This is a genomic window from Alteromonas sp. ABV2_168 (assembly GCF_056161165.1).
In genome coordinates, this window is the sequence record NZ_JBSWYQ010000002.1 from 176813 (window position 1) to 202288 (window position 25476).

22 protein-coding genes are annotated in these 25476 nt (G+C 51.8%); 17 read left to right on the forward strand and 5 right to left on the reverse strand.

The annotated features are described in order from the left end of the window. Nucleotides 1-55: 55 nt before the first annotated feature. Genes thiC through thiH form a run of 6 tightly spaced genes read left to right on the forward strand, consistent with a single transcriptional unit; the run spans nucleotide 56 to nucleotide 6304 of the window. On the forward strand, nucleotides 56-1939 hold the full coding sequence (gene thiC / locus ACXAH4_RS03710) for a phosphomethylpyrimidine synthase ThiC (protein WP_474880737.1): 1884 nt from the start codon (nucleotides 56-58) through the stop codon (nucleotides 1937-1939). Beyond that, the gene (gene thiE / locus ACXAH4_RS03715) at nucleotides 1939-3477 is read left to right on the forward strand and encodes a thiamine phosphate synthase (protein WP_474880739.1); all 1539 of its coding nucleotides are present in this window, start codon (nucleotides 1939-1941) and stop codon (nucleotides 3475-3477) included. Before thiC ends, thiE begins: the two co-directional genes overlap by 1 nt. Then, a complete protein-coding gene (locus ACXAH4_RS03720) occupies nucleotides 3464-4222 on the forward strand; it encodes a HesA/MoeB/ThiF family protein (protein ID WP_474880741.1) in 759 nt (252 codons plus the stop codon). The genes thiE and ACXAH4_RS03720 overlap by 14 nt, the downstream gene beginning before the upstream one ends. Continuing rightward, nucleotides 4219-4419 carry a sulfur carrier protein ThiS gene (gene thiS, locus ACXAH4_RS03725; protein ID WP_474843724.1) on the forward strand — a complete coding sequence of 67 codons (201 nt, stop codon included), beginning with the start codon at nucleotides 4219-4221 and terminating at the stop codon, nucleotides 4417-4419. The genes ACXAH4_RS03720 and thiS overlap by 4 nt, the downstream gene beginning before the upstream one ends. Nucleotides 4420-4421: 2 nt before the next feature. After that, nucleotides 4422-5192 carry a thiazole synthase gene (locus ACXAH4_RS03730; protein WP_474881082.1) on the forward strand — a complete coding sequence of 257 codons (771 nt, stop codon included), beginning with the start codon at nucleotides 4422-4424 and terminating at the stop codon, nucleotides 5190-5192. Next, nucleotides 5189-6304, forward strand: a complete 1116-nt coding sequence (thiH, locus tag ACXAH4_RS03735; protein WP_474880743.1) for a 2-iminoacetate synthase ThiH — start codon at nucleotides 5189-5191, stop codon at nucleotides 6302-6304. Before ACXAH4_RS03730 ends, thiH begins: the two co-directional genes overlap by 4 nt. Before the next feature lie 5 nt (nucleotides 6305-6309). Here the strand turns inward: thiH and ACXAH4_RS03740 are convergent, their stop codons facing one another. Then, entirely contained in the window at nucleotides 6310-7554 is a 1245-nt protein-coding gene (locus ACXAH4_RS03740) for a DUF4861 family protein (protein ID WP_474880744.1), read from the reverse strand. Nucleotides 7555-7764: 210 nt separating this feature from the next. Between ACXAH4_RS03740 and ACXAH4_RS03745 the strand changes: the two genes are divergently transcribed. The 11 genes from ACXAH4_RS03745 to ACXAH4_RS03795 all read left to right on the forward strand — a co-directional run bounded on the left by ACXAH4_RS03745 (nucleotide 7765) and on the right by ACXAH4_RS03795 (nucleotide 19479). After that, on the forward strand, nucleotides 7765-8526 hold the full coding sequence (locus ACXAH4_RS03745) for an SDR family oxidoreductase (protein ID WP_474880746.1): 762 nt from the start codon (nucleotides 7765-7767) through the stop codon (nucleotides 8524-8526). Between the two features lie 30 nt (nucleotides 8527-8556). Next, the gene (gene kduI / locus ACXAH4_RS03750) at nucleotides 8557-9402 is read left to right on the forward strand and encodes a 5-dehydro-4-deoxy-D-glucuronate isomerase (RefSeq protein ID WP_119499744.1); all 846 of its coding nucleotides are present in this window, start codon (nucleotides 8557-8559) and stop codon (nucleotides 9400-9402) included. A gap of 14 nt (nucleotides 9403-9416) precedes the next feature. Continuing rightward, entirely contained in the window at nucleotides 9417-10403 is a 987-nt protein-coding gene (locus tag ACXAH4_RS03755) for a TRAP transporter substrate-binding protein (protein WP_119499743.1), read from the forward strand. A 2-nt stretch (nucleotides 10404-10405) separates the two neighbouring features. After that, the gene (locus tag ACXAH4_RS03760) at nucleotides 10406-10894 is read left to right on the forward strand and encodes a TRAP transporter small permease (RefSeq protein ID WP_474843733.1); all 489 of its coding nucleotides are present in this window, start codon (nucleotides 10406-10408) and stop codon (nucleotides 10892-10894) included. Beyond that, a complete protein-coding gene (locus ACXAH4_RS03765) occupies nucleotides 10894-12189 on the forward strand; it encodes a TRAP transporter large permease (RefSeq protein WP_474880748.1) in 1296 nt (431 codons plus the stop codon). Before ACXAH4_RS03760 ends, ACXAH4_RS03765 begins: the two co-directional genes overlap by 1 nt. A gap of 201 nt (nucleotides 12190-12390) precedes the next feature. Then, complete coding sequence (locus ACXAH4_RS03770) at nucleotides 12391-13413, forward strand: LacI family DNA-binding transcriptional regulator (protein WP_474880749.1); 1023 nt, start codon at nucleotides 12391-12393, stop codon at nucleotides 13411-13413. Between the two features lie 132 nt (nucleotides 13414-13545). Then, nucleotides 13546-15033 (forward strand): UxaA family hydrolase, encoded by a 1488-nt coding sequence (locus ACXAH4_RS03775; protein ID WP_474880751.1) that lies wholly within the window; start codon nucleotides 13546-13548, stop codon nucleotides 15031-15033. Between the two features lie 13 nt (nucleotides 15034-15046). Then, a complete protein-coding gene (gene uxaC, locus ACXAH4_RS03780; protein WP_474880752.1) occupies nucleotides 15047-16462 on the forward strand; it encodes a glucuronate isomerase in 1416 nt (471 codons plus the stop codon). Nucleotides 16463-16466: 4 nt separating this feature from the next. Beyond that, nucleotides 16467-17927, forward strand: coding sequence for a mannitol dehydrogenase family protein (locus ACXAH4_RS03785; protein ID WP_474880754.1), 1461 nt, complete (start codon nucleotides 16467-16469; stop codon nucleotides 17925-17927). Continuing rightward, on the forward strand, nucleotides 17927-18565 hold the full coding sequence (eda, locus tag ACXAH4_RS03790; protein WP_474880756.1) for a bifunctional 4-hydroxy-2-oxoglutarate aldolase/2-dehydro-3-deoxy-phosphogluconate aldolase: 639 nt from the start codon (nucleotides 17927-17929) through the stop codon (nucleotides 18563-18565). The genes ACXAH4_RS03785 and eda overlap by 1 nt, the downstream gene beginning before the upstream one ends. Continuing rightward, complete coding sequence (locus ACXAH4_RS03795) at nucleotides 18562-19479, forward strand: sugar kinase (protein ID WP_474843747.1); 918 nt, start codon at nucleotides 18562-18564, stop codon at nucleotides 19477-19479. Before eda ends, ACXAH4_RS03795 begins: the two co-directional genes overlap by 4 nt. 30 nt (nucleotides 19480-19509) lie before the next feature. Here the strand turns inward: ACXAH4_RS03795 and ACXAH4_RS03800 are convergent, their stop codons facing one another. From ACXAH4_RS03800 to ACXAH4_RS03815, 4 genes are read right to left on the reverse strand one after another with little or no spacing between them, the layout of a single operon-like run. After that, nucleotides 19510-22488, reverse strand: coding sequence for a TonB-dependent receptor (locus ACXAH4_RS03800; protein WP_474880758.1), 2979 nt, complete (start codon nucleotides 22486-22488; stop codon nucleotides 19510-19512). 6 nt (nucleotides 22489-22494) lie between these two features. After that, nucleotides 22495-23433 carry a FecR family protein gene (locus ACXAH4_RS03805; RefSeq protein WP_474880759.1) on the reverse strand — a complete coding sequence of 313 codons (939 nt, stop codon included), beginning with the start codon at nucleotides 23431-23433 and terminating at the stop codon, nucleotides 22495-22497. Then, a complete protein-coding gene (locus ACXAH4_RS03810; protein ID WP_474849046.1) occupies nucleotides 23433-23963 on the reverse strand; it encodes an RNA polymerase sigma factor in 531 nt (176 codons plus the stop codon). Before ACXAH4_RS03810 ends, ACXAH4_RS03805 begins: the two co-directional genes overlap by 1 nt. Beyond that, nucleotides 23953-25464 (reverse strand): CehA/McbA family metallohydrolase domain-containing protein, encoded by a 1512-nt coding sequence (locus ACXAH4_RS03815; protein ID WP_474880761.1) that lies wholly within the window; start codon nucleotides 25462-25464, stop codon nucleotides 23953-23955. Before ACXAH4_RS03815 ends, ACXAH4_RS03810 begins: the two co-directional genes overlap by 11 nt. Nucleotides 25465-25476: the final 12 nt, after the last annotated feature.

Consider the following 25476-nt stretch of genomic DNA (forward strand, 5'->3'; position numbering starts at 1 on the left):
CCCCTTGTGTACTCACTCCTGACAAGCATTTATCACCCGAAAAGGAACAAATGCTATGTCAACACGACGCGAGAAACGCCAGCAGGCACAAATATTTATACAATCACTGAAAGGTGAAGCTTTTCCTAATTCTTTCCGCCAGTACGAGGAAGGATCTGTCCCGTCCATTCGTGTGCCCATGCGGATGATTGCCCAGTCTCCTACCCGCATCAGCGAACAGGAAGAAGAAATCAATCCGGATATTCCCGTATACGACGCCTCCGGTGTATTTGGCGACCCGGCCTGTGAAGTCGATGTGACCAGAGGCATTCCGCATTGCCGCGCTGAGTGGATTAACGCACGAAGCGATACGCAAGCCATTGCCGCATCTGAATCATCCTATACGCAGGCGCGGGATGCAGACATCACCTCAGAATCCATTCGTTTTAAGGCGAAAAATACCATCCGTAAAGCTGTTTCCGGCAAGGTAGTAACGCAACTGCGCTATGCCCGCCTGGGCATGGTGACGCCGGAAATGGAATACATCGCTATCCGCGAAAATATGGGTCGCGCAGCAATTAAAAATGAACTGTTGAACCAGCAACACAAAGGGGAAGCCTTCGGCGCAAACATACCAGCGGAAATCACCGGCGAGTTCGTACGCCGTGAAGTCGCAGAAGGCCGGGCGATTATTCCGGCCAACATCAACCACCCTGAAGCCGAGCCGATGATTATCGGACGAAACTTCCTGGTCAAAGTGAATGCCAACATCGGTAATTCCGCGGTGACCTCGTCCATTGAAGAGGAAGTGGAAAAGCTGGTCTGGGCCACACGCTGGGGCGCAGACACCATCATGGACTTATCCACCGGCCGCAATATTCACGAAACCCGTGAATGGCTGCTGCGTAACAGCCCGGTGCCCATTGGCACAGTGCCCATTTACCAGGCGCTGGAAAAGGTCAATGGCGTCGCTGAAGATCTCGACTGGCCGGTTTTTCGTGACACCCTGATTGAACAGGCAGAGCAAGGGGTGGATTATTTTACTATCCATGCCGGCGTGCGCTTACCCTTTGTACCGTTAACCGCTAAGCGCGTTACGGGTATCGTGTCCCGTGGTGGTGCCATTATGGCGAAATGGTGTTTGTATCATCATCAGGAAAGTTTTCTGTATGAACATTTCCGCGAAATCTGTGAAATCTGCGCTCAATATGACGTAAGCCTGTCACTGGGTGACGGTCTGCGCCCCGGTTCCGTTGCTGACGCCAACGATGAAGCACAATTTGCCGAGCTGCGCACCTTAGGCGAACTCACAGCTATCGCGTGGGAATATGACGTTCAGGTGATGATAGAAGGCCCTGGCCACGTGCCCATGCATCTGATCAAGGAAAATATGGATGAGCAGTTATCTCACTGTCATGGCGCACCGTTTTACACCCTTGGGCCGCTGACAACGGATATCGCCCCGGGGTATGACCATTTTACATCAGGGATCGGCGCGGCACTGATAGGCTGGTATGGCTGTGCCATGCTCTGCTACGTCACCCCCAAAGAGCATCTTGGCCTGCCGGATAAAGAAGATGTGAAACAGGGCCTGATTACTTACAAAATTGCCGCCCACGCAGCAGACCTGGCAAAAGGTCACCCGGGCGCACAAATACGCGACAATGCCATGTCGAAAGCCCGCTTTGAGTTTCGCTGGGAAGACCAGTTTAATCTGGCACTGGATCCGTTTACCGCCCGCGCCTATCACGACGAAACCCTGCCACAGGCTTCAAGCAAAGTGGCGCACTTCTGCTCCATGTGCGGTCCGAAATTTTGCTCCATGAAGATTTCTCAGGAAGTACGTGACCACGCACAGGCAGAAGAAGCGAAGCAACAGGGCATGGCCGATATGGCAAAGAAGTTCTCTGCGTCCGGTCGCGCTCTCTACATTGATGCTGCCGTTGCTGAGGGCGAATAATGTTACCCCGTGTTTTAACGATTGGCGGTACCGACAGCTCCGGCGCCGCCGGTTTACAGCAGGACCAGCGTGCGCTGCAATGTTTTGCAGTCCACCAGCTCAATGTGGTGTCGCTGGTCAGCGCGCAAACTCATGACAGCGTGCTGCACGTTTCTCCGGTATCGCCGGCGTCGTTTTCGTCACAACTGCAAGTCGCTTTTCAGCCGCAGATCCCTGCGGTGATAAAAGTGGGTGCGCTGGTGAATGATGAACAGATCCGTGTGCTTATTAAGAAACTGTCTGAATATCCGCAAATTCCGGTAATTTGGGACCCTGTATTACAGACATCATCAAAAAGTAAGCTCGGTGAATTATCGTTTGATGCTATCGCCGGACTATTGCCCTACGTCACGCTTATCACGCCGAACTATGGTGAACTGGCCTGGCTGACAGGCTTTACGTTACGGCAAGCCAGGGATGAACTGGCTGCCGCACATCAGCTTATCGCTTCAGGCTGCGATCAGGTACTGGTAAAAGGCGGTCACAGACCAGAGTCATCGCTCCGGCCCGACTCCGGGAACGCGGCGGAAATCTGTGATGTGCTGTACAGCAAAGAAAACGTCCGGCGTTTTGTGCACAAAGCACGGCAGCCTTTTGATTTAAGGGGCTCCGGTTGCCTGCTTGCATCGGCTATCGCCGGTGCATTGGCTGAGCAATACATTACCGAAGATGCGGTTTCGCTGGCCGCAGCTGTGGTTGCCGCAGCCTGGCAACAGGCTGAGCTTGTTCTGACTGAAACGGCTGTCCTTCATCGCCCACCGTCTGAACGTGGGATGCTCGTTGAACAACAGGCCCCGTCGCTTCCCGCCTCACTGCTTCCCTACTTCCCGGCAGTTTTTGAAGGCTTGATACCGGCAAAGAATAACTATTCTTTCCCTAACTTGCTGGATTCTGCGCCCGGGCTTTACCCGGTGGTCGACAGCCTTGAATGGCTGCAGCGCCTTCTCCCTTTAAATCTTAAGATTATCCAGTTGCGGATAAAATCCGCCGGTACAGCGCTGAGTGAAACCATCCGCGAAGCAGTAACTATGGCTGCCGGTTACAACACCCAGCTTTTCATCAACGACCACTGGCAACTGGCTATTGAACACGGGGCATATGGTGTGCATCTCGGGCAGGAAGATCTCGCCACTGCCGATTTGAGTGCCATTGCCCGTGCCGGATTGCGGCTGGGCATTTCGACTCACGGATATGCAGAGCTGTGCCGCGCCATTCAAATCCGGCCTTCTTACATAGCGCTGGGTCATATTTTTCCTACCAGAACGAAAGATATGCCCTCTGCGCCACAGGGTACGGCGCGGCTGGTTGACTACGTGTCACTTTGCAAATATCTCTGCATTCCCACTGTAGCCATCGGCGGTATTACGTTAAGCAATATCGACACCGTGGCTGCCACAGGCACAGATGCCATTGCCGTCGTAACGGCTATTACAGAAAGCGATAACCCGGAAGACGCCGTCAACGCATTGCGCGGGAGGTGCCGCCGTGCTGACCACTGAACTGTATTCCCGCTACAGCCGTCATTTACTGCTGGATAATTTTGATGAGGAAGCCCAGCTGCAACTCATGCAATCAAAAGTCATGCTGTTCGGCTGCGGAGGACTGGGTTGTCAGGTAGCCATGGCACTGGTGTCTGCCGGTGTGGGCGAAATTGTGCTGATCGACCATGACATCGTGGAAATCAGTAATTTACCCCGCCAGTGGCTGTTTACCGAAGCCGATGCGGGACAAAAGAAAGTCTATGCTGCACGGTCGCGACTGACAGCCATGCATGGCGGGTGTCAGATAAGATGTATCGACGACCCTGCCGATCCCGTCAGACTTGCCACTCACCTGCCGTACTGTTCGTTACTGCTGGATTGCACAGACAGCGTGTCCAGCAGAAAATTTGTCAATAGACTGTCCCTTGAACATAAGCTGCCGCTCATTTCCGCCAGTGCCGCAGGCTTTTCCGCCACGGCGCTGGCGCAGAATCCGGTATCCGGTTCGGCCTGTTATGAATGCATGGAACAGATTAGTGAGCACCCACAAACGTGCATGGAGCAGGGAATATTCAGTCCTGTAGTTGCCATTGCCGGTCAGTTCCAGGCCAGCCTTGCACTCAGTTACCTGTGCGGCATTCAGCCTGTGGATTTCGGACAACTTCACGTCTACGACGGCCGCGCCCTCACCCTGCGGCATTTCAGAATCAATAAAAATCCGGCGTGTCCGGCATGCTCAAATCATATCGGGGGAAAACCATGAACATATTGTGTAACGGTGACAAGCTTACTCTGCCAGAAGGCAGCCTGCTCGCCGATGCGATCAGTGACTATCTGCAGCAAACCCCGTCAGTGGCTGTAGCGGTAAACCAGACAATCATTCCGGCCAGCCAGTGGCAACATCATAAGCTGCAACCTGACGATGCCGTAGAACTCTTTACTCTGGTAGCGGGAGGTTAATGATGCTGACAATTGCCGGCACTACTTTTACATCCAGATTATTCACCGGTACAGGGAAATTCAGTCACCCTGACATCATGAAAGATGCCCTGGTCGCCAGCCAGACCCGGCTTGTTACGCTGGCACTTAAACGGCTTTCAAAAGGCGACGTGCCCGACCCTACCCTCAGCGTTCTACGTTCGCTGCCGGTTACATTACTGCCGAACACTTCCGGTGCGGCGACAGCGGAAGAAGCGGTTTATGCGGCCCGTCTGGCCAGAGAGCTGTTAGGTACCAGCTGGCTGAAACTGGAAATTCATCCCGATCAGCGCTTCTTACTTCCCGATCCGGTGGAAACATTAAAAGCCGCTGAAGCGCTGTGCAAAGAAGGCTTCAACGTGCTGCCTTATTGTCATGCGGATCCTGTTCTGTGCAAGCGCTTAGAAGAAGCCGGATGCGCTGCAGTGATGCCACTTGGCGCACCTATCGGTTCCAATAAAGGCCTGCAAACCCGCGAGTTCCTGCATATCATCATTGAACAGGCCGGAATCCCGGTGGTGGTTGATGCCGGGATCGGCGCTCCCTCTCATGCCTGCGAAGCCATGGAAATGGGTGCTGATGCAGTACTGGTAAATACCGCCATTTCTGCCTCTACCCAACCGGTTGCCATGGCCAGTGCGTTTGCAAAAGCCGTGGAAGCCGGCCGCGAGGCCTGGCTGGCCGGTACCGCACCGGTCAACTCCCGGGCTTCTGCAACCAGCCCGTTCACACAGTTTCTGGCAGGTTTGTCATGACGGTGGCAGAAGAGCTGTCCCGCACAGACTGGGACGATGTCAGGTTGGCACTTTACAGCAAAAGCGCGGCAGATGTGATGTTAGCACTGCAACGCCCCGCCCGGCACTGGCAGGATTTTCTTGCGCTGATATCCCCTGCTGCAGAAGCATTTCTGCCGGATATGGCTGTTAAAGCACAGACCCTCACACGCCAGCGTTTCGGCCATACCGTGTCTTTGTTCGTGCCCTTGTATCTGTCAAACCTGTGCGCCAACGAATGCACCTATTGCGGCTTTACTATGAGCAATAAAATTAAACGCACGAAACTGACCATGGCTGAAATATCAGAGGAAGTTTATGCCATCAAGAAAATGGGTTTTGATTCTGTTTTGCTGGTTACCGGCGAGCACGAAACGAAAGCGGGTATGGATTACTTTCTTCAAGCAGTGGAGTTAGTAAAGGCTCACTTCAGCCATGTTGCCATGGAGGTGCAACCGCTTTCTACAGATGAATACCGTGCCCTTGCTGCAGCCGGAACTGACAGTGTGCTGGTTTATCAGGAAACTTATCATCGCACCCATTATGCGGAGTATCACCTGCGGGGCAAAAAGCAGGATTTCGACTGGCGGTTAGCAACACCGGACAGGCTTGGCGAAGCTGGTATGAACAAAATCGGTCTGGGTGCTTTGCTCGGGCTATCCGAATGGCGGACGGACAGCGCATTTACCGCATTACATCTCAGCCTGTTGCAACAGCGCTACTGGAAAAGCCGCTACTCTGTTGCATTCCCCCGCATCAAGCCCTGCGCCGGTGACCAGGCAACGCAGAAAAGTCAGGTATCAGATAAACAGCTCATACAACTGATTTGTGCTTACCGGCTGTGTTTTCCGGAAGTGGAACTAAGCCTTTCCACAAGGGAATCCCCGGCATTTCGCGACAACGTAGTACCACTGGCCATTAATCAATTGTCTGCCGCATCGCAAACTCAACCTGGTGGATACAGCGCTCCCACAACAGCACTGGAGCAATTCTCAACCGAAGACACCCGCTCAGCCAGCGCAGTGGCAAACAGCCTCACCGCACGCGGACTCGACCCCGTATGGACAGACTGGCTGAAAGCATTCGGCCGTTAAGCAGCCTACCCCGCTGTTACAGGGCTGGCTAATGCTTTGAGTTTGGTTTTCAGTAGTTCTGTAAAACCGCTTTCGTCGTCAGGGCTGTCAGGGTGAGAAGGCCATACTGCCATGAACTGATATTCCATGGTTGTTGCAGGTTTGAACTGAATCAAATAGTCATATTCCGCTTCAAACTTGCGGGAGATATCGTCCACTTTGTAGAACAGTGCCATGCCCAGCTCGTCATCTGCGCCCAGCAAGCTTTGCTTACCGTAGGTGGCAATGACGCCCCAGCCATTCATTTCCAGTTCGATGTATTGGGTGTTGTCATGCTTAACAATCCCAGTTACCAGGTCATCTGCTGTCCCGCTTAACGACACAGTTACCGTGGTTGACGGGTCACCGGCGTGAATTTCGTAATCTGCACTGGCATCGAGCTTCTTACCATTCACATCCCAGCCATTGTAATTAACAGTGAACCCGGCAGACAGCTTGTCGTCATGGCCCAGTGCCCAGGACATCTCGTCCACGTTCTGCATATGCATTACCGTGTCGCCTTCCATACGGCCAAAAGAGCCAAGACCCAGCGCTTTACCCACTTTCAGCACGTCGCCGCCCCAGTCAGACAGATCATGATAGCTGTCGTAACCATCCTGCCCCACCTGATGCAGCACGGGTTCGTTACCGGTTTTCACGAAGATATCCGTGCCGTTACGCCAGTCCAGATATAAGCGGTACCCCACCAGGTCATTTTCCCAGCCCGGTCCTTCATAACGTAAATAGTATGAATGATCAGTCAGTTGCGGAGGCGCAGTAAAAGAATCCACATTCTCAAAGCTGAAACCGTCTGCTTTGTACTCTTTACCATCCCATTCACCGCCCTGACGAACCGACAATTCAGTGTAAGCAACATCCGGTGCATCCGGGGCTGAATCTGACAGAGCAATTGTGGCTTTTTCACCGGCATCCAATGTGACTAAAACGTTAAGAACATCATTTCCCTGCTGATCTTTTGTCCACTCAGAAGGAAAGTTTGTCACTTTTTTTGTCACTGCATTGTCGTCATCAAAAGCGCTTGCCGGAAAACGCAGAAGTTGCGGAAGCGCTGCGCCGCCGGCCGGATTACTCACGCTGACCTTACTCACAACAGATTCTGCAGATGATTGTTTTTCCTGACTTTCCTGACTAGAAGACGGGGTTTTATCAGGGCTGCATGCGGCAGCGGATAACGCCAGAATGATACTCAGTGGCAGGGTTGATTTCTTCATATTGCGCTCCGTGATTTCGTCGTTTAGAGGTCGTTATTCGGGGAAATACTTTGCACTAATATATTGACAATTGCCACCGGTGGCAATTATTTTAAATGTTGTTAACATTGTAAACTGTGTGTGGTGTTTCATCGCTTATCCGGAAAATGCGTTTCCGGTTCATTTACAACACCCGCAAAATTCATCGTTTTTACGCAAAAAGGAAATGTCATGCCTAACTTCAGTTTGACGGGAAAACGTGCGCTGGTCACCGGTGCCAGCCGCGGTATCGGACAAGCCATGGCCGTCGCTCTGGCCGAATCCGGCGCCAGTGTTATTTGCGCCAGTTCCCGTGAAGGCGGATGTGAAGAAACCCTCGCCAAAACCCGCGCCGTCAACAACGTGGAAGTTACCGCCCTGCATGCCGATCTGTCAGACATGGCAGCGGTTCAGAAGCTGGCTGATGACGCACAGGCTGTTTGGGGTGGTATCGATATTCTGGTGAATAACGGCGGTACAATTTTCCGCAGCCCGGCCGTAGATTTCCCGCTGGAGGAATGGCAGAACGTGTTGCGCGTAAATACAGACTCAGCGTTTCTGCTCAGCCAGCAAATCGGCCGCAACATGATTGAGCAGGGTTACGGCAAAATCATTAATACCGCATCTATGCTCAGTTACAGCGGCGGCATCACAGTGCCTGCCTACACTGCCAGCAAGCACGCCATTGCCGGCTTGACCAAAGCACTGGCTAATGAATGGGGCAAGCACAACGTTCAGGTGAACGCTATTGCGCCCGGCTATATCCGTACCGACAACACGCAGGCTCTGCAGGACGATGCAGGCCGCAGCAAGGAAATTATTTCAAGGATCCCGGCCGGACGCTGGGGCGAGACGGAAGACTTAAAAGGCGCACTGGTGTTTCTGGCCAGTGATGCAAGCAATTACGTGAACGGCCATGTGTTAGCCGTCGACGGCGGCTTCCTTGCCCGCTGATCCTCACAAACCCTACAAGAGACAGGCACCATGACTACTGAACACGAAATCCGTTACGCCGTAGGACAACGGGAAGTTAAGTCTTACGACACCAATGAACTGCGTGAAGCCTTTCTGGCTGACAAACTCATGCAGCACGGCAAAATCTACTGGGTCTACAGCCACTATGAGCGTTTCATGGTGGGCAGCGCAGTACCAACTTCTGCGCCACTGAAACTGGAAACGCTGGATGACCAGCTGAAAATGAGTTACTTCACCGCCCGTCGTGAAGTGGGTGTTATTAACATCGGCGGCACCGGGACAGTCACTGTAGGCGACACCACCTACACACTGGAAAAAGAAGAAGCTCTGTATATCGGTAAAGATAACGAATCCGTTGTGTTTGCTTCAGACGATGCGGCTAATCCGGCGAAGTTCTACCTGAATTCAGCACCGGCGCACCATGTTTACCCATGCAAAAAAGTGGGTAAAGGCGATGCCAATGTGCTGCATCTTGGCAGTCAGGAAACCAGTAACGAACGTGATATTAATCAGTTGCTTATCAACACCGTGGTTGATACCTGTCAATTACAAATGGGGTTAACCCGTCTGGCACCGGGCAGTGTGTGGAATACCATGCCGGCCCACCAGCACGACCGTCGTAACGAAGTGTACTTCTACTTCGACTTAGCCGACGGACAGGCAGTCTGCCACTTTATGGGTGAGCCACAGGAAACCCGTCATATTTTTGTTTCCAATGAGCAGGCCGTGCTGTCACCGCCCTGGTCAATTCACTGCGGTGTGGGTACTGCGAACTATGCGTTCATCTGGGGCATGGCCGGGGAAAACCTCGACTATGACGATATGGACAAGTTCCCGCCAGACCAGCTCAGATAAGTATTGAGGTAAGTATGTTGCGCCTTAAAGTTGTGCCGGTACTGCTGCTTGTATTCATCACAAGCCTGATTGCCGGCTGTGGCAGTAAGCAGGACAGTGACGTGGTGGTACTCAGATTGGGGCATTCTCTGGATCCCCAGCATTCTGTGCACAAAGCCATGGTATTTTTAGGTGAACGCCTGGACGAATATTCCGGCGGAACCATGCAGGTAGCGATTTATCCCGGCAGCCAGTTAGGCACCGAACGGGAAATGATTGAGCTGCTGCAAATCGGTTCGCTGGACATGACCAAAGTGTCTGCCAGTCCGCTGGAAGGCTTTGCGCCGGAAATGCAGATTTTTAGTATTCCCTATGTGTTCCGTGACAATGAGCACTACTGGAACGTGCTTAACAGTAACGTGGGCAAAGATTTGCTCTCTGGTGTGGAAGCGTTCAAGCTGAAGGGCCTGGGTTACTACGACGCCGGCAGCCGCAGCTTCTATACTACTGACCGCCCAATCCGCACGCCGGAAGATCTAAAAGGATTAAAGATCCGTGTACTGAACAGCCCTACAGCGGTGAAAACCGTACGTGCGCTGGGCGGAGCAGCCACACCGGTCTCCTGGGGTGAACTGTACACAGCTTTGCAGCAGGGTGTTGTTGACGGTGCGGAAAACAATCCGCCCAGCTATTACCTGTCCCGCCACTACGAAATCGCCCGTTACTATTCGCTGGATGAGCACACCTCTGTACCTGACGTCATGCTGATGTCGCTGCGTACCTGGAACAATCTTACACCTCAGCAGCAGGGCTGGCTCAATCAGGCCATGGCCGACTCCGTGGTGTATCAGCGTAAATTGTGGCAGGCGTCTACAGAAGAGTCTCTGGAAAAAGTGATTGCTGATGGTGTGGAAGTGATTTATCCCGACAAGCAACCCTTTGTGGATGCAGTAAAACCTTTCCACGACAGCTATGCCGGCTCTGAAGTGGGTAATCTGCTAGATAAAATTAAGGCGATGTAATCATGCGACAGTTAGTAAAGTTAATTGATAAGAGTCTTGCAGCGTCGCTGATTGCTGCCATGGCCGCTATCCTTCTGGTGGTGGTGTGGCAGGTTATTTCCCGCTACCTGCTGAAAGATCCCGCTTCGGTAACTGAAGAGTTATCCCGCTTCCTGCTTATCTGGATTGGCATTTTAGGTTCTGCTTACGCATACCGTCAGAAAGTCCATCTGGGCTTTAATCTCATCGTAAACCGTCAGTCAGAAACTGTGCGCAGACTTATTATGACCTTCGTTGAAGTGCTGGTTGTTACCTTTTGTGTGCTGGTACTCATTGTCGGCGGTAACGCACTGGTCAGCCTGACCCTGGATCTTAATCAGATTTCTGCAGCACTTGGCGTAAAAATGGGCTGGATTTACACCGTTCTTCCGATTTCCGGCGTCATTATGGTGTTCTACAGCATCATCAATATTTATAACCTCTGGATAGACGAGTCACAGGAGCCGCTGTAATGGAAATGACTGCAATAATCCTCATCGTTGGCTTCTTTTTCTTTTTACTGATTAATGTGCCCGTTTCTATCAGCATTGGTCTCGCAACCATGGTAGCCATGCTGATAAATATCGAGTTTGAACCGGCAGTGACTACGATGGCTCAGCGTATGGCCGGCGGACTGGACAGCTTTGCGCTGCTTGCAATACCTTTTTTCGTAATGTCAGGTCTGATCATGGGGCGCGGTGGTATTGCCAAGCGATTGATTGAATGTGCCATGGCACTTATCGGTGCGCTGCCGGGTGGTCTCGCCCTAGTGAACGTGGTGTCCTGCATGCTGTTTGGTGCCATCTCGGGCTCTGCGGTAGCGGCCTGTTCAGCTATCGGCAGTTTCATGCTGCCGGAAATGAAGAAAAAAGGCTATGACCCTAATTTTTCAGCGGCGGTTACCGCGGCGGCTGCAACGACCGGCATGCTTATCCCGCCAAGTAATATCCTGATTGTTTATGCTATTGCCAGTGGCGGCGTATCCATCGCTGCGCTGTTCATGGCGGGCTACATTCCGGGCATTATGGTGGGCCTTGCGCTCATGGTGGTGTGCTACATCTGGGCAAAAATTAAAGGTTATCCGCTGTCAGACCGCTTACCCATAAAAGTAGTTGCCGAAAAACTACTGGCCGCTATTCCCAGTCTGTTTCTTATCGTGCTGGTGATCGGCGGTATCGTCGGCGGCGTATTTACCGCAACAGAAGCCGGTGCCATTGCTGTGGTGTATTCACTCATCCTGTCTGTGGGTGTTTACGGCGAGGTAAAAACCAGAGAACTGCCCGGCATTCTGCTTAAGTCTGCAGAGACCACCGCTATTGTTATGTTGCTGATTGCAGCGTCTACGGCGATGTCATGGTTACTGTCGTTTGAGAATATTCCGCAAACGCTCAGCGCCGCATTACTGGAACTCAGTGACAATCCTATTGTCATCTTACTGCTTATCAACCTGTTGTTGATTGTGGTGGGTGCATTTTTGGATATGACACCGGCCGTTCTTATTTTTACGCCAATCTTTCTGCCGGTTGCCATGCAGCTGGGTATGTCCCCGTTGCAGTTCGGCATTATGATTGTGCTTAATTTGTCTATTGGTTTGTGTTCACCGCCGGTAGGTGCAGTACTGTTTATCACCTGTGCCATCGCAAAAACCAAACTGGAAAATATAATCCGGCCATTGTTGCCACTTTATGCCGCGATGTTTGTGGTGCTCATGTTAGTCACCTATGTGGCGTGGTTCTCAGAAGCACTGCCCGCAGCACTGGGATTCTGATATGCGCTTTAACAAGCCCTGCCACTGGTAGGGCTTGTACGTATTAAGATTGTGAATCCGCAGTGTAAAAGGCTAAACTTACCCGACCTGGCCGTTCCGCAGGATACCCTACAGGGGAAACAGCAGGTGTCAGAGGTGCAAAGAGCAACAATGATTAAATAAAACGAGCAGCGTTAACGCTAATAATAATAAGTGAAAAACATGGATAAACGTCCGACTATCAATGATGTAGCCCGCCTTTCAGGGGTGTCTAAACGTACGGTTTCCCGCGTGATCAACGGCGCCACCAATGTGGGTGCGGCCACCCGGGAAAAAATCCAGAAAGTCATTGATGAGTTAGGCTTTTCTCCGGATAAGCAGGCCCGTGGCCTCGCTGCCTCCCGCTCATTTCTGCTCGGTATGATTTACGATAACCCGGATGCCCTGTATATCGACCAGGTGCAACGGGGCGTTCTGAACGTCTGTTCAGAAAAAGGCTATGAACTGGTTGTTCATCCCTGCCACTACAACTCACCGGATTTCATCGACAACTGTATTAAGTTCGTCAAACGCTCGAATATCGACGGCGTGGTTATCCTGCCGCCGGTGTCTGAAGCCAAAGAGCTGGCTGCCGCCCTGCGCGACCAGGCTATCAATTATGTACGTATGGCGTCAGTGGATTTAGACGACCACGCGAACATTGTGGTGTCTGACGACCGTGCTGCCATCAGCGATCTCGCCCGTTATCTGGTGTCTCTGGGACACCGCGACATTGCCATCATCAGTGGTCCGCAGGCTTACTACTCTTCCATTGAGCGTCTCGAAGGTTTCCGCGATACCCTGCGCGAGCTGGGCATCGATTTACCCGATAACCGCGTTATCGAAGGTAAAAACAGTTATGAAAGCGGTATCGAATGTGCCCGCAGTCTGCTTATTCAGTCATCCCGCCCTGCAGTCATTTTTGCCAACAACGACGAAATGGCCGCCGGCGTACTGAAAGTCGCCCATGAAATGGGTATTCGCGTGCCGGAAGAACTGTCTATTGCCGGATTCGATGATAACTTGCTGGCTGCCAGAGTGATCCCGTCACTGACCACAGTGAAGCGCCCGGTAACAGCCATGGCATCACTGGCTGCGAAGAAAATTATTGCGATGATTGAGGACAAACCGACGGACGACATGGAAAGTTATCTGGTGAAACCTCACCTGATCATTCGTGAGTCCACCCGCAAAGCAGAAAAGTAAAAGAATTTCGCTGATGAAGATTGATCCGCTGTTTATTCTGACCTACAATGCCACCGGTGGCATTCATGTTAAGAAACTGTTCCCATTGTCTTAACAGAATTAACGGTGCCTTTCGCCAGCAGGAGTGTAAGTATGCAAGACCAAACCCAATTGATTCAGGTTCATCCGCAGGACAATGTTGCCGTAGCAACAATGGACTTAGAGGCGGGAATCCAAAACAATGATCTTGAGCTTACCCTGGCTGATGCTATCCCTGCGGGACATAAGGTTGCCCTGAAGGCCATGAAGGCCGGTGAAAACATTGTTAAATATGGCTTTCCCATTGGTCATTTAACAGAAGATGTTACCGCCGGTGCCCATATTCACAGCCACAACCTGAAAACCAATCTCAGCGGTCAGGAAGCATACACGTGGAAAGACCTGAAGAAAAGTGCCACCGGGAGCAATGCCACAGATGGCACGTTCATGGGCTATCGCAGAGAAAATGGGAAGGTTGGTATCCGTAACGAAATATGGATTATCAATACCGTTGGCTGCGTAAACCGCACTGCAGAGCGCATTGCTTCAGAGTGTGAGCGCCGTTTTGCCAACGAGTGTGACGGATTCCGCGCTTTTACTCACCCCTTTGGTTGCTCGCAGCTGGGCGACGATTTAACAGATACCCGCGCAATTCTGGCAGCACTGGCTTCCCACCCTAATGCCGGTGCTGTTTTAATCGTTGGTCTTGGCTGCGAGAACAACCAGCTTTCAGCCATGCTGGAGCTGGTAGATAAACCTGAAGACCGCCTGCGTTATTACAATTCCCAGCAGGTAGGCGACGAAATTGAAGAAGGTATCCGTCTGGTTTACGAAATGCTGAAACCGGTGGGTGCCGATAAACGGGAACTGATCCCCGCCTCGGAACTGGTTCTGGGCGTAAAATGCGGCGGCAGCGATGCGTTCAGCGGCATTACCGCTAACCCGCTGGTTGGCCGTATGACCGACATTTTAACCGGCATAGGCGGTACTGTACTGCAAACAGAAACCCCTGAGATGTTCGGTGCAGAACAGTTGCTGATGGACCGCGCCGTGTCTGAGCCCGTGTTCAACGACATTGTTTCACTGGTCAATGAATTCAAACAATACTTCCTCGACCATAACCAGCCAGTCTACGAAAATCCGTCCCCGGGTAACAAAGCCGGCGGTTTAACGACACTGGAAGAAAAATCCCTCGGTGCGGTGCAGAAAGGCGGTCAGGCGGCTGTCGGCGGCGTACTGAAATACGGTGAACCTGTTCACCAGAAAGGTTTGTCACTGCTGCAGGCGCCGGGTAACGACGCTGTCAGCTCAACGGCCCTGGCCGCCAGTGGCGCTCATATCGTTTTATTCACCACCGGGCGCGGTACACCGCTCGGGTTCCCTGTACCCACAATAAAAATATCGTCAAATTCCAGAATAGCAGAACAAAAACCACACTGGATTGACTTCAATGCGGGACAAGTGCTGCAAGGCGTCAGTATTGACGACTGCGCAGCACAGTTGTACCAACTTTGTCTCACTACAGCGTCAGGTCAACTTACCTGTAATGAGAAGAATGGCAGTCATGAAATTGCTATTTGGAAACGAGGCGTAACCCTTTAAAAAAGAGAATGTTATGAAACCGATTTTACTTCATGAAGACAGGCTTTTTCCGGTTGATGAAAAGACCCGCGGCATCGCCCGTGAGTTGTATCAGTCTGTCAGGGACTTGCCTGTTATCAGCCCTCATGGACATACTGATCCGCGCTGGTTTGCCTACGACGAAAACTTCGGTAACGCTACCGAACTGTTTATTCTGCCTGATCACTACGTCTTTCGTATGTTGTATTCTCAGGGTATCACCCTTGAGCAGTTAGGCATCCGCCGCTGGGATGGCGGTGAGTCTGAAGCAGATCCGCGTAAAATCTGGCAGCTGTTCGCTGACCACTACTACCTGTTTCCGGGTACACCGTCGCGCATGTGGCTCGACACCGTATTTAAAAACGTGTTCGGACTTACCGACATGCTGTGCTCAGACAACGCCATGGACTACTACGAGTTCATCACCAAAGAGCTGGCGAAGCCTGAATACAAACCCCGTGCACTGATGGACCGCTTTAACATTGAGTTAATTGCCACCACTGAAGGCGCACTGGATCCGCTGACTCATCACGGCGCAATCAAAGGCACCGGCTGGGACAAGCGCGTTATCACCACCTTCCGTCCTGACGACGTGGTAGATGCTTCCCGCGAAGATTTTGTAGATAACATCGCTAAACTGGGTGATATCACCGGCGAAGACACTACCAGCTGGCAGGGTTATCTGGCCGCATTGCGTCAGCGCCGTCAGGTATTCCGTGAACACGGCGCTACCGCTACAGACCACGGCCACCCGACTGCCGCCACCGCAGATTTATCTGCCGCTGAATGCGAAAGCCTGTTTACGAAAGTGCTGTCAGGGGATTCCTCAGCCGCAGAGCAGGAACTGTTCCGTGCACAAATGCTTACCGAACTGGCCGGCATGAGTGTGGAAGACGGTATGGTGATGCAAATCCACCCGGGCTCATTCCGTAACCATAACGAAAGCCTGTTTAAGAAATTCGGCCGCGATAAAGGCCACGATATTCCTATGCAGACTGACTACGTTAACGCACTGAAGCCATTGCTGAACAAGTACGGTAACGAAGCGAATCTGAATATCATCCTGTTTACCCTGGATGAAACCGTGTATGCCCGTGAACTCGCCCCGCTGGCCGGTCACTATCCGTGCCTGAAGCTGGGTCCGGCGTGGTGGTTCCACGACAGTCCGGAAGGCATGCTGCGTTTCCGTCACAACGTTACCGAAACTGCCGGTTTCTACAACACCGTTGGATTTAATGACGATACACGCGCGTTCCTGTCTATTCCGGCCCGTCACGATGTGGCACGCCGTATCGATTGCCGTTTCCTTGCGCAACTGGTGGTTGAACACCGCGTTGCCGACTGGGAAGCCGCCGAACTGGCACAGCAACTGTCTTATAATCTGGCGAAAAACGCTTACAAACTGGGGTAACCGCATGGCACGTCTGAATTTCTCTACGCTGGCGGACTTGCCGTCAGAGGTAAAACAGCCTCAATACGATGTGAATGCCACCACCAGCGGCATTGTGCATATTGGCCCGGGCGCATTTCACCGCGCCCACCAGGCGGTGTATACCGATCTGGCCATGGCCCACGGCGGAAACTGGCGTATTGACGGCGTGTCTATGCGCAGTAAAAGCCTGAAAGAAAAACTGTCCGGCCAGGATAACCTGTATTCACTGGTTGTACTGGATAACGAGCCATATACCCAGATCATCGGCGCAATGAATAACGTGTACGTGTTAAGTGAAGACCGCGATGCCATTATGGCATCGCTGACCGCACCCACCACACACATCGTTACGCTGACCATTACTGAGAAAGGCTATTGCCTGGACAATCAGGGCAAGCTCGATGCAGCCCATCCGGATATCCTGCACGATAAAGATTTTCCGGAAGAGCCGGTATCGGCTATCGGATTACTGGTTGCTGCTCTTAAAGTGCGCATGGAAAGTGGTGCCAGCGAAATCACCATCGTCAGTTGCGACAACCTGTCTGATAACGGCAGCAAACTGGGCGCGGCCGTTGTGGTATTCGCACAATTACTCGACAGCGAACTGGCAGCGTGGATCAGCAAGAATATTTGTTTCCCTAACACCATGGTAGACAGCATCACTCCCGCCACTGACGAGGCGCTGGTCAGCCAGACTTCAGCTGCACTCGGCGTGACCGACGAGTGGCCTATTCAGCGTGAAGCCTTTACCCAGTGGGTTGTGGAAGATAAATTCAGCGGCCCCCGTCCAGCATGGGAAAAAGTGGGTGTAACTTTCACCGATGACGTTCACGTGTTCGAAAAAGCCAAACTGCGCGTGCTGAACGGCACCCATTCAACGCTGGCTTACGTGGGTTCGCTTTTGGACATCGACACGGTGTTTGAAGCCATCAGCAAACCGGAAATTGAAGCGTTTATCCGCCGTCTGCTGAAAGAAGAAATTCTGCCGACTATTGATGCCGGTGACAAAATGGATTTATCAGCCTACGCCGGTGACATTCTGAACCGCTATCACAACAAACATATCCGTCATTTACTGGCGCAGATTGCCTGGGACGGCTCACAAAAGCTGCCTTTCCGCATTCTGAATACCGTACGCGACCGCATTAAAGCCAAAGCCAGCTTTAACCTGTTAAGCGTACCTGTTGCTGCGTGGATTCTGTTTATCGCTAAACGTCAGGCGGCGGGTGAAACCATTACCGATCCGATGGCTGAGCGTTTATTGTCGCTGGCTGAAAAACACAGCGGCGATACAAAAGCACTGACAGATGCAGTACTGAATGAGCGTGACGTTTTTGCTGAATTGTCTGACCACCAGGCATTCCGCGACACCATACACGGTCAGGTTGAAAAACTCAGCAACATTACACCTGAAACAATGGCTGCATGCCTGGGAGAGCTATAATGAAAGGCATTAAACACATTGTGAAAGGCGCCCCGATCCTGCCAATTTTGCAGGCAGATTCGGTAGAACAAGCCCTGAATATTGCAAAGGCAGTAGAAGCCAGCGGACTTAAAAACCTGGAAGTGGTGCGCCGTACAGACGCAGCGACGGCTTCTGTGACTGCTATCCGTGAAGCATTTCCGGATATGGTTGTAGGCATGGGCACTGTGCTCAGCCCTGAGCACGCAAAGGAAGCGGTAGATGCCGGCAGCCAGTTTCTGGTGACGCCCACCGTCAGCCCCCGTTTACTGGACGGGTTAATGTCGTCAGGCGTGCCGTTTATTCCCGGCACCAGTAACCCTGCAGATATTCTGATGGCCAGTGAATACGGCCTTACCGAACTCAAATTCTTCCCTGCCCACTTAAGCGGCGGCGCGCCAATGCTAAAAGCACTGGGCGGCATCTTTCAGCATATCTCGTTCTGCCCCACCGGCGGTATTTCCGGCAGTAACCTGAACGACTATCTGAGCCTGAAAAATGTATTTGCCGTAGGCGGGTCGTGGATGATCCCGTCTGACATGGTAAAAGCAGAAAACTGGCAAGGCATCACAGACACCTGCAAGCAGGCGCTGGAGGCATTTGAAGGGTTACGACCATGAGCCGTATTGTCATTTTCGGCGAGTGCATGGTTGAGCTGGTTAACCGTGGTGCCGACACACTTTCTAAGGGTTACGCCGGCGACACCTACAACACCGCTGTGTACCTGAAGCGCTGCGCCCGTGATATTTCAGTAAGCTACTTAACCGCTATCGGCGCGGATTTCTTAAGTGATGAGCTGTTGTTTAAAATGGGCGACGAGGAAATCAATACCGACCAGGTATACCGCAGCGAAGACCGTAATCTCGGCCTGTACATGGTGCGCACGGATAAGCACGGCGAACGTACTTTCGCCTACTGGCGGGCAAACTCAGCGGCTACCCAAACACTGAACCTCATGCGCGGGGATTTAAGCAACGCGGATGTGTTTTATTTCAGCGGCATTTCGCTAGCCATTCTGGATGAAGTACAGCGCCTGAAGCTGTTCGATTTAATTGATGGTTTTCGTGCGAAAGGCGGCAAGGTGGTCTTTGACCCTAATTATCGCCCCCGCCTCTGGCCAAGCCCTGAACATGCTCAGTTATGGACAGATAAAGCCTATTCTCATTCAGATATCGCTTTTCCGGGCGGTGATGATCATCTGGCGTTATATGGCCACACTGACGTGGATGCTATCCACCAGCATGTTGCTGACCTCGGCGTTAAAGAGATCATCGTGAAGAACGGCGCTGTTGGCGTGCACATCTACGAACAGGACAGCCATTGCATCGTACCGGTAGAGCGTGTAGAGAGCGTTGTCGATACCACCGCAGCCGGTGATGCGTTTAATGGCGGCTACCTGTCAGCACGTCTGTCTGGTAAAGATGTGACCGACTCCGCCAGCTTCGGCGCAAAAGTCGCCGCCACAGTCATCAGCTACCCCGGCGCGATTGTGGAAAAAGACGCGTTTCATAAGCATATAGCAGCGCTCTCCTGATTGGAGGGCGTTAGTTTTCAGCACAAGAAGCTATAGCTCCGCAGTAATCCCTACCAGAAATGTCCGTCCACTCGTTGTGGTATTGTAGGCCCGGTCGTTCGAATCACTATACAGTTCTTCTCTTACGTTAGTCAGATTTAACCCTTCAATGGTCATTTTCAATGACCCGGACAACTGAATACTGGCTGAGGCATCAATGTAAGTAGTCGCATGGTAGCCGGATTCATCCTGATCGGTGTTTCCGGGCTGAACGGATAAAATATAGGGGCTGCGGTAAGCTGCAGAAACACGGGCAGACCAGTGTTGCTGATCGTAATAAAGGGTGAAGTTGTAGCTACGCCTTGATAAACCGGCAAAGGTTTTAACCTGATTCCCGCCAGTTCCCTGCACGTCCCTGTACAGTGTTTTGCCTTCAGCGTAGGTAAAGTTTGCGTTGACGCCCAGGCTATCAAGGGGAGATGGCAGAAAGTTCAAATCCCGGGAATACGCTAATTCGAACCCCTTAAACGTAGTAGAATCGGTATTTTGAGGCGTACTGACATAAAAGATGTCATCTTCGCTGTCTCCTTCCTGTAACAAACTCGCAGGTAAACCGAGCGCCCGGTATGGCATAGCTTCAACTTCCTCAACCACAAAGTTGTCTATTTTTTTGAAAAAGCCGGAAATCGCCAGTATGCCCCCTTCATTAAAATACCACTCAATGCCCGTTTCAGCATTCACTGACTTCAGTGGCTTCAAATAAGGATTGCCAATAAAAATCCGGCCAATATCCCCCTCATTTCTGGATGCCTGAGAGACTTCGGCAGTAATCGCTACATCATGGATGGAAGGACGCGTGATGTTTTCATCCACACTGGCGCGCCAAAGCCAGTCTTCGCTCAATTCCAGAACGGCGTTCATACTGAAAAGTATATCGTCGTAGGTTTTCGAAACGGTCGCGGGCTCGCCTTTTTGCAGGCCTGAGGTAGAAAAGCGGGTAGAAAAATACCGGACTCCGCTTTGCGTGTAGAACGGTTTTCCAAGCCAGCTTCCGGTGCTGTCGTACATGCCATATAACGCGTAGGTATCTTCTTTCACATCAAAGTTAGTACTTTCAACAATGTCGTCGTCCGTCAGCTTGATATCTGCCAAACCATAGTACGATTGAATAGCCGCCAAATCTCCCTGTACCCAGGCTTTGTCCGGGTGTCGGTTAAACAGCGAAAACTGTGCGGCAGATATCTGCTCATCACCTTGCGCAGGGTATATGCTGCGGGCGCGGTCAACGCCGGTATTTTTAAATGACTTAACGTGAATACCCGCCGACAGCGCATCGCCACTTTCCAGCAAATAACGCAACGATGCTTTTGCGTTATGAAATGACGAGCGCATGGCATTTTCCTGAAAATAGAGATCTTTTACCGTTAAACCGCTTAGCGATGCCGTATCCATGTTGGTAGAATAGCTCTCGCCGTAAAAGCGGTCTTCGCGAAAATCTGTAACAATATCAACACCCGTTTTGCGAATATTGACTTTGTTTACTTTAGGTTGCGAGTAATCACTGGCACTGGTACCCACAAGAAAATCGACACGAAGTGCCGGTGATACCTGCCATTCACTGTCCAGACTTAGCTGATAGAATATCGATGTATTTTCATCTTCACGGGTTTCTATCCGCCATGTTGCGTCGGTGTATTTGGCAAATAGTACTTCCTTGTCAGTCCGGTTTTGCTCCCATACCACAACACTCACGTCGTCGTTGTCCTTCACCGCAATATGATGTTCATCGAGGGAATTGTGTAACCGGCTGGCCATGCCATTCAACGTCAGTTGCCAGTTATCGTCCGGCGCGTATTGCAAGGATGTCGTCACACCCATTCTGCGTTGATTATTATTCCAGAGCGAATAACGGTGCCCTCTGGGGAACCAGAATCCCCCCTGCTCCAGTGCTTCCTGTAATTCACTGTCCGTCTCTCCGCTATAGCTTTTTTTCTCCTGACGCCATCGCGTTGTATTGGTGCCAAATTCAGTGGTATGCCGCTGGCTGTAAGCAACGGAGATAAGTCCACCGAATGTGTCATTCCGGCGGCTGAATAAGCCAAGAATGCCGGGGTCAGATTCCTTGCTGTTCCCGTTGTAGCTTTGCTTATAAGCAACAGTATTGATGCTGTCTGCAAAATCGAATGGTTTCGGCGTATGCAACATCACCGTGCCGCCGATACCGCCTTCGTCCTGCTCAACCGAGTAAGACTTACTCACATCGATACGGTTGAAAAGCTCTGATGCAAAAAGTGTAAAATCAAAGGCACGGGTCCGGCTTACGCTTCCCCGGGCATCCATGGCAGAAGACGTCATAGCCATCGCTTCCATGCCATTCACTTTTACGCGGGTAAAGTCAGGTCCCAATCCTCGTAAGGATATTTGCCGCCCCTCTCCACCTTCACGGGTAATAGTGATTCCGGGAATACGCTGCAAAGCATCAGCAAGGTTCAAATCAGGAAAATCAGCGATATCTTCCGACAAAATCGTTTCCTGCGTCACCATCGCAAGACGCTTAATCTCTCTGGCACGGATCAACGACTGGCGAAATCCGGTAACTTCAATTTCTACAGTAGGATGGGTGCGGGTTACGGCGTTATTTTCTGTGGGCGTGGCGCCGGAGTTGCCGGTATTGTCGCTGGGCGGAGAGTCGCACTGGCGGATAACCCGGCCATTTTGCACCGGTTCCAGACAAAGGGAAAATGGTCGAAGCAAGGCAGAGATCTCTTGCGTACTGATAGTATGTCGCGACGGCGGCGTAGCTGTTAACCCTTTCAGTAACGCAGGATCAAATGCGACTGTTTCCCCGGCGTCACGGCTGAACTCAGTAACAATCTGAGCCAACGGGACCAGAGGGCTGTTCACGACGGGCAGGGATTCACCGGCAACCACACAGCCCGGCGAAAAACTGAAGATAAAGCAACCGGAGACAAAACATCCTGAAACCCATGACACCATAGCTTCAAACGTTTTAACACTCCGGTTCTTCATAGCGAATTAATCAGCTTGCCGGCTTATTTCATAACCCGAGCGTGTGTCAGCAATATCCAGGTTATACAATGACCCCAACATAGCTAACGTCTGTGCCGTTTCTTCCAATTTAAATCGCCCTGCAACACGTCGATTTCCTACTGCACTGTCCACCGGCAATATGGGTTTTTCCGCATACCGGTTTAGCCGTTCAAACAAATAATTCAGAGACTCATCTTCAACTTCAATCCATCCGGTGCGCCAGTCTACCCGCTGTGCCAGATCAACCTTCTCCACAGGCCCCGCCACCCCGTTTTCGATAGTCAGTTGCTCGCCCGCCTTGAGTAAAAGCGGAGCACTGTCTGCATTACCGCGCACTTCAACAATACCTTCGTGCACAACCACATCAACCCGTTGTTCCTGCCGGTCAATGTTAAACGCTGTACCCACCGCTGTTACTGAAGATAAACCGACTTTCACAACAAAAGGCCGGCTGCGGTCTTTAGCTACATCAAAATACCCCTGGCCCTTTTTCAGGTTTAGATAACGTGTATCATCCGAAAATAACACGGCTAATTCACTGGTGGGCTGCAATTGCACCTCACTGCCATCGCTTAATGCTTCATGCGCGGCGGTAAGTAATTGTGGTGAAGGCGCTACCGTCTCTCCCCGATAATCCGGCCAGATAATCGCAATAGCCAGCAATGAAGCTGCAACGGCACTCCCCCATGTTACTAGAGTACGTTTGCGTGATGGGTGTGACGCTTTTTTCGCGGAAAGAAAGGCGGCTTGCAGGGTCGGGTCTTCCCATGTAGCGATCATTTTTTCAAGCGTCGCGCGGTGTAACTCACTTTTTTCTAACCAGCGCACGAACCGGTGCCGGTTTAATGCATCCAGTTCACCGTCGGCAAGGCGGTCAATCCATTCCCCGGCTTCCAGGTAGACTTGTTCCTGTTGATTTGCCATTACTTACCCGCCTTATCCAGTTGCAGTTGGATGTCTGCCATTGCCCGTGAAATATGCTTTGTCACAGCTTCAGCGGAGATATTCAGACGCGCAGCAATGTCTTGCCGGCTTTGACCCTCAATACGCCGCATCTCGAAAACCCGCCGGCGTTGTTCTGGCATGGCATTAATCACTTCAGCAATAAGCTCTATCCGCTGCTGCGTTTCAAGATAGAGTTCGGGGTTCTGCCGGTAACAGTGCTGCTCTTCAATGTCACAAGTTTCGTGTGTCCGGCGCTTCGCCAGCAGATTACGGGCAACACGGAATGCATAAGCAAGAGGATTATCAATGACCGATGCACGGGACTGCTCTAACACGCGGGCAATGGACTCCTGATAAACGTCCGCCGCTTCTTCGCTGTTTACGGAATGCCTGTGCAAGTATTGCTTAAGCACTTTGGAATTGATCAGTGCTTGCAACGAAGGACTGGAGGCTTTATCTGACATATGCAGCGACGGTACGACTAAATGAATTTGTTGATCACTTATCATCGCATGCGCCGGTGACAGATTCATTGCAGCGGAACGCCAGGCCATTATCATTATGCTGTATATAAACCGGATTACTGTAAAACCACAGGTCATCCCAGGGATTTTCTCCCGCAGGATCAACTTCCGGTTCCAGTTCATCTTTTACATTTGTGCCCCGCACACGCACATAGGCGCTGCCTTTGGGGGCGGGTATCTGAAATTGCACAACCTTATACGCACCCTGCTGTTCCCAGTCTTGCGGGTAAAAACGCCGGATCACGCGGGTTGGTGCGCTGTCTGTTTCAGGGTACGTGCCCACCACCTCACCAAATATAACATCGAGGCGCGCGACGGCAGGAAACTGGTGATTAAAGTTAGCGCTTTGCGGGTCGTGAAACGCAACGGTAACGGTAACAGGTTCCCCGCCGTGCAGATTCAGCATCTCTCCCATATCTGCCCGCTGCTTCCCCTGGCGGATATTCACATAGAGTTCGTCAATTAAGTCACCTGTGGTAATAAATACATTGCCTTCACGTATGCCCGCCAACACGCTGTCGTAGTCACGGGTGGCCCGTACATAGGTTTTGGCGTATTCGCCTGGCCAGAAATCAGTGCGGCCTTCGGTGTAATGCGCATGACTATCAGACACCGCTGTTACCGTCCACCGGCGGCCCTCTGCCAACAGCTTATCCCAAACACCGCCAACGATAGCCGACATTTGGTCGGTGCCACCATGTGTGGGGTAGCCGAAATATTCTGCACGAGGCGCGTCCGGATCATTCGAGCCGTCAGGGTTTATGGTCGCGGCCTGATGGCCGGGAATAGCCGTCATGCCGGTTACCACATCCGGCGCCGTGTCCTGCCACTCGCGCATTCTCTGAGGAGTTATCTTTTGATATTCATTCAATCCGGTAGCTTTCCGGGCAGGGTGATTCACTGTCAGCACCGGCCGTGGCGACATGTTCTGCATAGCAGATAACGCCTCTAACATGAACGCCTGTGTATCTCTAGGAGATTCGTCCGGGTAAATTTCTCTGCGGTTATACCGGCTTTCCAGCGTAAACAGTTGATCTGCTTCCTGCTCACTTTTCGGGATAATCAACGTGCTGTGCCGCGCGCCGGGAGTGTCAAATTCCATCCCGTAAAACTGCATGATGTCCGGCACTGCTGCTCGTGAGGCAACGAGTTCCGGATAAGCCAGATTACGGTTAATAACACTGTGATTAGGGCCGCCATGATCGGTGGTCACCATCCAGTCCAGCAGATGAAATGCCGCCATCCTGGCATTTAACGCCGTAAAATAATGGGCATCACCAAAGAAAATGGGTGACGGGGGATCATCATTCCAATTCCATTGTGCGCTAAACTTGCCATGAATATGGTGATCGCCGGCTAGCCAGGTCTTTCCGTCATCAGGTAAAAAGTCATTGCCGGAGGAATCATCCGGCGCAACTGACACGCAGGCTGACAATACGAATAATCCACCAGCCAATACTGCCACCGGAAAAGGCTTTAGTACCATGTAAATCTCCTT

Bases quoted from the DNA above. Each gene is read 5' to 3' on its own strand.
- ACXAH4_RS03795 (WP_474843747.1), top strand. From the start codon at position 18,562: ATGAGCCGTATTGTCATTTTCGGCGAGTGCATGGTTGAGCTGGTTAAC.
- ACXAH4_RS03810 (WP_474849046.1), bottom strand. From the start codon at position 23,963: ATGATAAGTGATCAACAAATTCATTTAGTCGTACCGTCGCTGCATATG.
- ACXAH4_RS03765 (WP_474880748.1), top strand. From the start codon at position 10,894: ATGGAAATGACTGCAATAATCCTCATCGTTGGCTTCTTTTTCTTTTTA.
- thiE (WP_474880739.1), top strand. From the start codon at position 1,939: ATGTTACCCCGTGTTTTAACGATTGGCGGTACCGACAGCTCCGGCGCC.
- ACXAH4_RS03785 (WP_474880754.1), top strand. From the start codon at position 16,467: ATGGCACGTCTGAATTTCTCTACGCTGGCGGACTTGCCGTCAGAGGTA.
- ACXAH4_RS03805 (WP_474880759.1), bottom strand. From the start codon at position 23,433: ATGGCAAATCAACAGGAACAAGTCTACCTGGAAGCCGGGGAATGGATT.
- uxaC (WP_474880752.1), top strand. From the start codon at position 15,047: ATGAAACCGATTTTACTTCATGAAGACAGGCTTTTTCCGGTTGATGAA.
- eda (WP_474880756.1), top strand. From the start codon at position 17,927: ATGAAAGGCATTAAACACATTGTGAAAGGCGCCCCGATCCTGCCAATT.
- thiC (WP_474880737.1), top strand. From the start codon at position 56: ATGTCAACACGACGCGAGAAACGCCAGCAGGCACAAATATTTATACAA.
- ACXAH4_RS03730 (WP_474881082.1), top strand. From the start codon at position 4,422: ATGCTGACAATTGCCGGCACTACTTTTACATCCAGATTATTCACCGGT.
- kduI (WP_119499744.1), top strand. From the start codon at position 8,557: ATGACTACTGAACACGAAATCCGTTACGCCGTAGGACAACGGGAAGTT.
- thiH (WP_474880743.1), top strand. From the start codon at position 5,189: ATGACGGTGGCAGAAGAGCTGTCCCGCACAGACTGGGACGATGTCAGG.
- ACXAH4_RS03775 (WP_474880751.1), top strand. From the start codon at position 13,546: ATGCAAGACCAAACCCAATTGATTCAGGTTCATCCGCAGGACAATGTT.
- ACXAH4_RS03745 (WP_474880746.1), top strand. From the start codon at position 7,765: ATGCCTAACTTCAGTTTGACGGGAAAACGTGCGCTGGTCACCGGTGCC.
- ACXAH4_RS03800 (WP_474880758.1), bottom strand. From the start codon at position 22,488: ATGAAGAACCGGAGTGTTAAAACGTTTGAAGCTATGGTGTCATGGGTT.
- ACXAH4_RS03770 (WP_474880749.1), top strand. From the start codon at position 12,391: ATGGATAAACGTCCGACTATCAATGATGTAGCCCGCCTTTCAGGGGTG.
- thiS (WP_474843724.1), top strand. From the start codon at position 4,219: ATGAACATATTGTGTAACGGTGACAAGCTTACTCTGCCAGAAGGCAGC.
- ACXAH4_RS03760 (WP_474843733.1), top strand. From the start codon at position 10,406: ATGCGACAGTTAGTAAAGTTAATTGATAAGAGTCTTGCAGCGTCGCTG.
- ACXAH4_RS03815 (WP_474880761.1), bottom strand. From the start codon at position 25,464: ATGGTACTAAAGCCTTTTCCGGTGGCAGTATTGGCTGGTGGATTATTC.
- ACXAH4_RS03755 (WP_119499743.1), top strand. From the start codon at position 9,417: ATGTTGCGCCTTAAAGTTGTGCCGGTACTGCTGCTTGTATTCATCACA.
- ACXAH4_RS03740 (WP_474880744.1), bottom strand. From the start codon at position 7,554: ATGAAGAAATCAACCCTGCCACTGAGTATCATTCTGGCGTTATCCGCT.